Raw genomic sequence first — 9,103 nt, 5'->3', positions numbered from 1 at the left:
GAACAGTGTCGCGCAGGCCGGTGGGTGGTTCGGCGGCGGCGATACAGATGCGCTCGGCACCATCGCGCCGGTACACCTGCACCGACTCGCCGGTGGTGCGTTGCAAGGCGGGCAGCACGGGGAGTGCGGCCTCACGAACGACGTCCGGGGCGCTGGCGGCCAGCTCGCGCAGGGCTGGTCCGGGGATCCACCGACCGTCGGTATCCCGGGCCAGGAGCTGGTGGGCCTCGAGTCCGACGGCCAGGCGGTGTGCGGTGGCACGGGGCAGTCCGGTGGCTCCGGTCAGCTCCGCGAGGTTGCACGGCTGCTGCGCGGCGGTCCGCAGAACCAGCACGGATTTGTCCAGCACGCCGATTCCGCTAGTATTTCCCATACGGCGATATTAGCCGTCCATATATTGAGATTGCTAGTTCATTCGGGTGATCCACCAGCAGGCGACAGCCCCGTGGCCGCTGGCCCGGAATTCGAGTGAGGGAAAGTCGAGTGTGCTGATGACATCACGAGCAGCCGCCAGCGGCCCGCGCACGTTGGCCGAGAAGGTCTGGGACGACCACGTCGTCGCAGCGGGCAAGGTCGACGAGAACGGCGAATCCGGACCGGATCTGCTGTACATCGATCTGCACCTGGTGCACGAGGTGACCAGCCCACAGGCCTTCGACGGTCTGCGGATGGCCGGTCGGCCGCTGCGCCGTACCGACCTGACCATCGCCACCGAAGATCACAACGTCCCGACCGTCGATATCACCAGCCCGATCGCCGACCAGGTGTCCGCGCTGCAAGTGGACACATTGCGCCGCAATTGCGAAGAGTTCGGCGTCACCCTGTATCAGATGGGGGACAGCGAACAGGGCATCGTGCACGTCGTCGGACCGCAGCTCGGTCTGACTCAGCCCGGCATGACGGTGGTCTGCGGCGACAGCCACACCTCGACGCACGGTGCGTTCGGCGCGATCGCCATGGGCATCGGCACCTCCGAAGTGGAGCATGTGATGGCCACTCAGACGCTGTCGCTGCGTCCGTTCAAAACGATGGCCATCAACGTCGACGGCGAGCTGGCTGAGGGAGTCACCGCCAAGGATCTGATCCTCGCGATCATCGCTGAAATCGGCACAGGCGGCGGCCAAGGGCACATCCTGGAGTACCGCGGCAGCGCCATCGAGAAGCTGTCGATGGAAGCGCGGATGACGATCTGCAATATGTCAATCGAGGCGGGTGCTCGCGCCGGCATGATCGCGCCCGACCAGATCACGTACGACTACCTGCAGGGCCGCCCCCGCGCCCCGAAGGGCGCCGACTGGGATTCCGCCGTCGAGTATTGGTCCAGCCTGCGCACCGATTCCGGCGCTGTCTTCGACCGCGAGGTGCATATCGACGGTGCGGCGCTGACGCCGTTCGTCACCTGGGGCACAAATCCAGGGCAGGGGCTGCCGCTCGGCGCGAAGGTACCGAACCCGGCGGACATTCTGGACGAGACCGAAGCCTTGGCTGCCGAGCGGGCGCTGGAGTATATGGATTTGATCCCCGGCACGCCGCTGCGCGAGATCGAGGTGAATACGGTTTTCGTCGGCTCGTGCACCAACGGGCGGATCGAAGATCTGCGTGCGGTGGCGGGAATCCTCGAAGGCCGCACGGTTGCCGACGGAGTGCGCATGCTGATTGTCCCAGGCTCGATGAAGGTGCGGGCGCAAGCCGAAGACGAGGGTCTGGGCGACATCTTCACCGCTGCCGGCGCCGAGTGGCGGATGGCAGGCTGCTCGATGTGTCTCGGCATGAACCCCGATCAGCTGTCGCCGGGCGACCGCTGCGCGGCCACGTCGAACCGCAACTTCGAAGGGCGTCAGGGCAAGGGCGGCCGCACCCATCTGGTGTCGCCGGCCGTTGCGGCCGCCACCGCGGTACGCGGACGACTCTCCGCTCCCGCTGACCTCTCCTAACCACCAGCCTTCTGCTTAAGCGAGAACCTCATGGAACCCTTCATCTCCCATACCGGAATCGGAGTTCCGTTGCAGCGCAGCAACGTTGACACCGACCAGATAATCCCGGCCGTCTACCTCAAGCGGGTGACGCGCACCGGTTTCGAAGACGGCCTATTTGCCGCCTGGCGCGGCGATCGCGACTTCATCCTCAACAACGAGCCGTGGAGTTCGGGATCAGTCCTGGTGGCCGGACCCGACTTCGGCACTGGTTCCTCGCGCGAGCACGCCGTCTGGGCGCTGATGGACTTCGGCTTCCGCGTGGTGCTGTCGTCGCGCTTTGCTGACATCTTCCGCGGCAACTCCGGTAAGTCAGGACTCGTTGCGGCGCAACTGGATCAAAGCGATATCGAGCTGCTGTGGAAGCGACTTGAAGCTGAACCAGGTCTGGAGATCACCGTGGACTTGGGGACCCGAACGGTCACCGCGGGAGATCTGGTGCTGCCGCTGCAGCTCGACGACTACACGCGCTGGCGCCTGATGGAAGGCCTCGATGACATCGGTCTGACGCTCCGCGAGGTCGATGCGATCACCGCGTTCGAGGCGACGCGTCCGAGTTTCAAGCCGCATACTCGGCCGTAGTTTCGGCGGTGTCAGCGGCGCCGTGCCAGTCGACATGAGTCCTGTTCCGCTGGTATGGAATTCGTCGTTTGCCGCACCGGCGGCGCTCCCTGCCGTTTACCGTGTGATTTAGCTGGTCCGGCCAGCCCATCAAAATTCGGCCCGACCCCGGTGCCGAGACACGCGGAGGAACGCATGAACAAGGCCCAACTCATCGAAGAGCTGACCAAGCGCCTCGATGCCGACCGCAAGACCGCCACTGACGCGGTCGAGACACTCATCGACACCATTGTCCGCGCCGTGAACAAGGGTGAGACTGTCACTCTCACCGGTTTCGGTGTATTCGAGAAGCGTCGTCGGGCGGCACGCGTAGCGCGTAACCCGCGCACCGGGGAGACGGTCAAGGTGAAGGCTACGGCAATCCCCGCGTTCCGGCCGGGGGCACAGTTCAAGGAAATCATCGCCGGGAGGCGCAAGTTGAAGCGGGGCGAGCCCGCAGTGAAGCGGGCGTCCGACGACGCCGCCAAGCCCACCGCCAAGAAGACTGCCGCCGCGAAGAAGACTGCCAGCCCGAAGACCGCAGCGGTGAAAAAGGCAGCGGTGAAGAAGGCAGCGGTGAAGAAGGCCGCGGTGAAGAAGGCAGCGGTGAAGAAGGCCGCCCCGGCCAAGCAGGCGACAGCGGCGAAGAAGAGTGCAGTGGCCACGAAGTCGCCCGCCGCCAAGAAGTCTGCCCCGGTCACGAAGTCTGCGCCGGCCACGAAGGCGGCTCCGGCGAAGAAGGCGGCCCCGGTCAAGCAGGCGACAGCGGCGAAGAAGAGTGCAGCGGCCACAAAGTCCGCGCCGGCCAAGAAGTCTGCCCCGGTCACGAAGTCCGCGCCGGCCACGAAGGCGGCTCCGGCGAAGAAGGCGGCCCCGGTCAAGAAGGCGACAGCAGCCGCCAAGACGACTGCGGCCAAGACGACTGCGGCCAAGACGACTGCGGCCACCAAGAAGGCGACCGCCGCGAAGGTGACAGCCACGAAGGCCGCGACAAAGAAGGCTCCGGCAAAGAAGGCTCCGGCAAAGAAGACTGCGGCAAAGAAGGCTCCGGCAAAGAAGACTGCGGCGACGAAGGCGACCGCCACGAAGGCGACCGCCACGAAGGGCGCCGCGAAGAAGTAGCCCGGGGAGCCTAGTGCGACCCTAGTGTCCGCTCTTGCCCGGCAGTGGGCTCGAGAAGTGGTCGGCCTGCACCAAGGTGTCGCCGCGCAGGCTGAGGAGCCAGAAGCTGCCCTTGCGGTTGCGTGCGGCGGACAGTTCGATCCCGTCGTCGTCGGCCCAGCGGCCCAGTAGGGGTGCGATGGCCGCGCCCTGGCTGCACAGTACGCGGACACCGCCAGCGCGATCTCTGCCGAGTGTGGCCAGCTCCCGCAGCCGCTCGGCGGAGGCATCAGCGTCGCCGGCCACAGCTTCTTCGGTCAGCAACGGTTCGATGACGATGTCGGCGTGCAACTCGTCCGCGTACGGCGACAGGGTCTGGATGCAGCGCAGCCGGTCGGCCGCGTGCAGATGGTGCACTCCGAATAACCCGAGCAACCGAGCCAGGGCCAACGACTGGAGTTGTCCCTCGGCGTCGAGCGGTCGCTGGGTGTCATCGCCAGCGAATCGGTTCCGTCGGCCTGCCATCGCATGGCGTACGACCACAAAGTGGTGCAATTCCGAATCATTGTGCGCCGCAAATGATGTCAGGATCTCGCGGTCGGCGTCGTACGACACGGTTCGCAATGCGGCAGACACGGGCAGCCACTGGATGTCGTCGGTCTCGCTGTTCGATACGAAACGGCCGCCGGTAGACTCCATCGACCAGTAGGCGACCCGCTTCTGCGTACCGGACTTGAGCTTGTAGCGGATCATCCCGAGGTTGCGGCCGACGCGGCAGTTGAACCCGGTCTCCTCGGCCATCTCGCGTACCGCGGTGACCACAAGCAGCTCGTCGTCGTGCGCCTTGCCTTTCGGTAGCGACCAATCGTCGTACCGCTTCCGGTGCACGACGGCCACTTCGACCTTGTCGGCGGTGCCGCGCCAGAGCACGCCACCGGCCGCCCAGACGGTCTTCTTGCTCACGCGTGTGCGCCGTCGGAGTAGCGGCGGCTGCGCGTCATCATTCGGCGTTGGTGATCGCGCACTTGTTCACCGGCCGCCGGCGACGCGGTCCAGGTGCCGTCCGGCTGCAGTTCCCAGCAGCGCGTACGAGCGTCGAAGGCCGAATCGAAAATGTCCTGGAGGTCGGCACTCAGTCGGCGGTCGCGCACCTGCACCATCACCTCGACGCGGCGGTCCAGATTGCGGTGCATCATGTCTGCACTGCCGATCCAATACTCCTGCGCGGCACCGAAGACGATGATGCGCGAATGCTCCAAGAACTGGCCGAGAATGGACCGGACGGTGATGTTCTCACTCAGCCCGGGCACACCCGGCTTGAGTGCGCAGATGCCGCGGACAAAGACGTCCACCGGGACGCCTGCCGCCGAGGCGCGGTACAGCGCGTCGATCACTTGCTCATCGACGAGCGCGTTGGCCTTGAGCTGAATGCGCGCTGCCGGGTTGCCGGACCGATGTGCCTGGACTTCGGCTTCGATTCGCTCGACAATGCCGGTCCGGATACCGTGCGGCGCCACCAGTAAGTTGCGGTACTCCCGCTTGCGTGAATAACCGGTCAGCGTGTTGAACAGGTCCGTCAGGTCGGCGCCGATCTCCGGGGCCGCGGTGAACAGACCCACGTCCTCGTAGAGGCGCGCCGTCTTCGGGTTGTAGTTACCGGTCCCGATGTGGCAGTAACGCCTGATCGTCGAACCTTCGCGGCGCACCACCAGACAGGTCTTGCAGTGCGTCTTGAGGCCGACCAGGCCGTAGACCACGTGCACGCCAGCCTTCTCCAGCTTGCGTGCCCACTTGATGTTGGCCTGCTCATCGAACCGGGCCTTGAGCTCCACCAGTGCGACGACCTGCTTACCCGCAGCGGCAGCGTCGATCAGGGCGTCGACGATAGGGGAGTCGCCGGACGTCCGGTAAAGCGTCTGCTTGATAGCGAGCACCTGGGGATCGGCGGCGGCCTGCTCGATGAAACGCTGGACGCTGGTGGAGAAGCTGTCGTACGGGTGATGCGCCAGCACGTCGCCTTCTTGGAGCGCGGCGAAAATACTCTTGGGCATCTCGCGTTCGCCGAAAGCCGGGTGGGTTTTCGGGACGAACGGCCGCTCCTTGAGCTGCGGACGGTCCACGCCGTAGACCTCAAACAGTGCCGTCAGATCGAGGAGTCCGGGCACCTGAATCACGTCGGCCGGATTCACGTCGAGTTCGCGCAGCAGCAGATCCAGCATGTGCTCGCTCATGTCGTCGCCGACTTCCAGGCGCACCGGCGAACCGAACCGGCGGCGAGCCAGTTCACGCTCCAGCGCCTGCAGGAGGTCTTCGTCGCGATCCTCGTCGACCTCGAAGTCGGCGTTACGGGTGACGCGGAAGACGTGGTGATCGACCACCTGCATACCGGGGAACAGGAACTTCAGATTCGCGGCGATCAGTTTCTCCAACGGCAAAAAGACCGCGGGCTGATGGCCGTCGGGACCGATCGGATCGGCATCCGGGAGCATGTGGTCGACGCGGATGAACCGGTTGATGTTGTTGGGGACCTTGACGCGGGCGAAGTGCTCGCCGCCCTCGGTCTCTTCGCGTACGGTCACCGCGAGGTTCAGCGACAGTCCGCTGATGTAGGGGAACGGGTGCGCTGGATCCACTGCGAGCGGGGTCAGGATCGGGAACAGCTGATTCTGGAAGTATTCGCAGAGCTGGTCTTGCTGGGCTTCGCCCAGATCAACCCAGTCGGCGATGTGCACACCGGCCTCGCTCAGCGCGGGCTGGACCGAGTCGAGGTAGACGCGGGCGTGCCGGTCGGCGATCTTCTGCGTGCGGGTGGCAATCACCTGCAGTTGCTCACGGGGGGAGCGACCGTCGGCCGACCGCACCGACAAGCCGGTGTCGTTACGGCGTTTGAGTCCGGCTACGCGGACCATGAAGAATTCGTCCAGGTTTGAGGCGAAGATCGCCAAGAACTTGGCGCGCTCGAGCAACGGCAGCGAGGTGTCCTCGGCCAGGGCCAACACGCGGGAGTTGAAGTCGAGCCAGCTCAGCTCGCGATTCAGGTACCGATCGGCGGGAAGGTCAGCGGCGTCGTCCACATCCACTGTTTCGGCGGGCAGCGCTGCCGCTAGGCCGTTGCTGGTGTCTTCGATGCGGTCTTCCGTGGCGGTCACGTTCCCATTCTTCACTATCGGACGCGATCGCGCCTGCCGTCGTCGGCGTGGGCTGCTTGCGTCACTGCCGAGGTGCGGCGGCCCACCCCCAGCCGGAGGCATGCGGCCAGGTCTACTGCGGTGTCGACGTCGCAGCGCAGATCCGGCCATCGGGTCTGCGCTGGATCGAGTTCGACGGCCCCAGCGAGGCGGTGCGCGTCGGCCGAGTCGGGGCCGAAGGCCGGGGTGAACCGGGTGCCCCGCGCCACGTAGACCAGCGCCGTTCCCGTGCGATGGCGATCGGCGACGAAGCTCGCCGGATGCGCCTGCGCGGCCTTGATAGCCGCGACCAGCGACTCGGAGCGTAACGCGGGCAGGTCGGCCTGCAGATACAGCACGTCATCGCGGGCCTGGGCGGCACCGTGGCGCAGAGCGGCATTGAGTCCCGCGCCGGGGCGGTCGAGTTCGCGGCGGGCGACCGCGCCGCGCGTGCCTGCGCGATCGAGGATCAACGGGTCGGGGCTGACGACGACGATGCGTGGTACGTCGGCCGCGGCGACGGCGTCGAGCGTGTCCTCGAACATGGCGAGCACCAACGCGCGTCGGTCCCCAGCGTGGGCCAGTCGGCTTTTGGCGCGGTCGAGCTGTTTGACCGCCATCACCACCGTGAGTCCAGGGACCATGACGTCCATCGTGCCTCCCGGGTGGGCGGCCCCGGGGTGAGGGGTGGTCAATCGCCTGCCTCGACGGATCGGCGGCGACTAGGCTGGTGCGAAATTGATGGACCTGCCCGACGGGGGTCGATCGATGTAGCGGCCACGGTAGAGGAGCGATTGACGTGCGTGCAGTAGTGATGGGGGCGGGGTCCTGGGGAACTGCGGTGGCGAAGATCCTCGCCGACGCTGGCAATGAGGTGACGATGTGGGCGCGGCACGCTGAGCGTGCCGAGGCGATCAACACGGCGCATGAGAATGCGGCGTACTTGCCGGGTATAGCCCTACCGGAAAGCATCGTCGCCGTCACATCGATTGAGGAGGCGCTGGCCGACAAAGAGATCGTCGTCTGCGCGGTGCCCTCGCAGACCCTGCGTGAAAACCTCGCGCAATGGCGGGACTCTCTTCCGCCAGCCGCGGTGCTGGTATCGCTCGCCAAGGGCGTCGAGGTGAGCAGCGGTGAGCGCATGAGCCAGGTAATCAAGGAAGTCAGCGGCTTCGGCGACGATCAGATCGCGGTGCTGTCCGGCCCGAACCTGGCGCGCGAGATCGCCGAGGAGCAGCCGGCCGCCACGGTGATCGCCTGCACCGATGAAGAAGTGGCCATCAGGTTGCAGCATGCCTTCGCCGCCCCGTACTTCCGGCCGTACACCAACACCGATGTTGTCGGCGTGGAGATTGGCGGTGCCGCGAAGAACGTGATCGCCCTGGCGTGCGGTGTGGCGTCGGGGATGGGCTTCGGCGAGAACACGGTGGCCACTCTGATCACCCGCGGACTGGCCGAGACCATGCGTCTGGGCATAGCACTCGGTGCCGATGTCCGTACGCTCGCAGGTCTGGCCGGGATCGGCGACCTTGTCGCTACGTGTTCGTCGCCGCTCTCGCGCAACCGTACCTTCGGCGCGCGACTCGGTGAGGGTGCCTCGCTGGAGGAGGCGCAAGCGGCCACCAACGGCCAGGTCGCCGAGGGCGTCAAGAGTTGCGGGTCGGTACGTGCCCTTGCCCAGCAGTACGACATCGACATGCCGCTCACCGAGGCCGTCTATCAGGTCTGCTACGAGGGGATGGCTGTGCAGGATATGGTCGGCATGCTCTTGGGTCGCACCATCAAACCGGAGGTGTGACCCACCCCGAGGTGCTGTGCGGGTGTTAGATCTCGCTGAACGACTGCCAACCGTGCAGATCGTCGGCGGCGGCGCCGTCGACGGTGGCCTGGCCTGTCCGGACGATCCCCTTTGGGTATAAGTCTGTTACGCCCGCGGCATGCACCGTGCCGATCACCGTCCAACCGGCCGGCACGTCCGACGCTGAGAACGCGGCCAGCAGTTCGTGATCCTCGCCGCCAGTGAGTGCCCAGCGGACCGGATCGACCCCGAGTTCGGCGGCGAGCTCGTCGAGTCCGTCCGGTCGGGGCACCGCGGCGGAGATTACGTCCAGGTGCAGACCCGAGGCGGTGGCCATGGTGACAATCTCTTCGATGAGCGCATCGGAGATGTCGGTCATCGCGTGCGCGCCAGCCGCGGCGGCCAACCGGCCCTGGTGCAGGTCGGGTTGGGGGAGCCGGTATCGGTCGACGAGACCTGAAAAA

The 9,103-nt window shown here is 66.0% G+C and carries 8 protein-coding genes and 1 pseudogene; 4 read left to right on the top strand and 5 right to left on the bottom strand.

Features of this window, described 5'->3' with window-relative positions; translation table 11 throughout:
* A partial coding sequence (locus WAW85_RS12205; RefSeq protein ID WP_422559878.1) for a helix-turn-helix domain-containing protein occupies window positions 1-373 on the bottom strand: 373 nt, incomplete at its 3' end.
* A gap of 118 nt (window positions 374-491) precedes the next feature.
* Between WAW85_RS12205 and leuC the strand changes: the two genes are divergently transcribed.
* The 3 genes from leuC to WAW85_RS12190 all read left to right on the top strand — a co-directional run bounded on the left by leuC (window position 492) and on the right by WAW85_RS12190 (window position 3,695).
* Window positions 492-1,934 carry a 3-isopropylmalate dehydratase large subunit gene (gene leuC, locus WAW85_RS12200; RefSeq protein ID WP_422559877.1) on the top strand — a complete coding sequence of 481 codons (1,443 nt, stop codon included), beginning with the start codon at window positions 492-494 and terminating at the stop codon, window positions 1,932-1,934.
* A gap of 30 nt (window positions 1,935-1,964) precedes the next feature.
* The gene (gene leuD / locus WAW85_RS12195; RefSeq protein WP_422559876.1) at window positions 1,965-2,555 is read left to right on the top strand and encodes a 3-isopropylmalate dehydratase small subunit; all 591 of its coding nucleotides are present in this window, start codon (window positions 1,965-1,967) and stop codon (window positions 2,553-2,555) included.
* A gap of 174 nt (window positions 2,556-2,729) precedes the next feature.
* Complete coding sequence (locus WAW85_RS12190) at window positions 2,730-3,695, top strand: HU family DNA-binding protein (protein WP_422559875.1); 966 nt, start codon at window positions 2,730-2,732, stop codon at window positions 3,693-3,695.
* A 21-nt stretch (window positions 3,696-3,716) separates the two neighbouring features.
* Here the strand turns inward: WAW85_RS12190 and WAW85_RS12185 are convergent, their stop codons facing one another.
* From WAW85_RS12185 to cofC, 3 genes are read right to left on the bottom strand one after another with little or no spacing between them, the layout of a single operon-like run.
* Window positions 3,717-4,637, bottom strand: coding sequence for an NUDIX domain-containing protein (locus tag WAW85_RS12185; protein WP_422559874.1), 921 nt, complete (start codon window positions 4,635-4,637; stop codon window positions 3,717-3,719).
* Window positions 4,634-6,925, bottom strand: coding sequence for an RNA degradosome polyphosphate kinase (locus WAW85_RS12180; protein ID WP_422559873.1), 2,292 nt, complete (start codon window positions 6,923-6,925; stop codon window positions 4,634-4,636). Before WAW85_RS12180 ends, WAW85_RS12185 begins: the two co-directional genes overlap by 4 nt.
* Window positions 6,838-7,485, bottom strand: a complete 648-nt coding sequence (gene cofC / locus WAW85_RS12175; protein WP_422559872.1) for a 2-phospho-L-lactate guanylyltransferase — start codon at window positions 7,483-7,485, stop codon at window positions 6,838-6,840. The genes WAW85_RS12180 and cofC overlap by 88 nt, the downstream gene beginning before the upstream one ends.
* A 155-nt stretch (window positions 7,486-7,640) precedes the next feature.
* Here cofC and WAW85_RS12170 point away from each other — a divergent pair, with 155 nt between their 5' ends.
* Entirely contained in the window at window positions 7,641-8,639 is a 999-nt protein-coding gene (locus tag WAW85_RS12170; RefSeq protein ID WP_422559871.1) for an NAD(P)H-dependent glycerol-3-phosphate dehydrogenase, read from the top strand.
* Window positions 8,640-8,664: 25 nt separating this feature from the next.
* Here the strand turns inward: WAW85_RS12170 and WAW85_RS12165 are convergent.
* Window positions 8,665-9,103: pseudogene (locus WAW85_RS12165) on the bottom strand (thiamine-phosphate kinase); the annotation flags it as partial.

This window comes from Gordonia sp. (in: high G+C Gram-positive bacteria), from assembly GCF_049299075.1.
Classification (GTDB): domain Bacteria; phylum Actinomycetota; class Actinomycetes; order Mycobacteriales; family Mycobacteriaceae; genus Gordonia.
The sequence above is the reverse complement of the archived record's forward strand: the minus strand, read 5'-3'. Positions and strand labels throughout refer to the sequence as shown.

What these genes read in the sequence shown, in the direction of transcription:
- leuD (WP_422559876.1), top strand. Translation starts at nt 1,965, where the DNA reads ATGGAACCCTTCATCTCCCATACCGGAATCGGAGTTCCGTTGCAGCGC.
- leuC (WP_422559877.1), top strand. Translation starts at nt 492, where the DNA reads ATGACATCACGAGCAGCCGCCAGCGGCCCGCGCACGTTGGCCGAGAAG.
- cofC (WP_422559872.1), bottom strand. Translation starts at nt 7,485, where the DNA reads ATGGTCCCTGGACTCACGGTGGTGATGGCGGTCAAACAGCTCGACCGC.
- WAW85_RS12180 (WP_422559873.1), bottom strand. Translation starts at nt 6,925, where the DNA reads ATGCCTCCGGCTGGGGGTGGGCCGCCGCACCTCGGCAGTGACGCAAGC.
- WAW85_RS12190 (WP_422559875.1), top strand. Translation starts at nt 2,730, where the DNA reads ATGAACAAGGCCCAACTCATCGAAGAGCTGACCAAGCGCCTCGATGCC.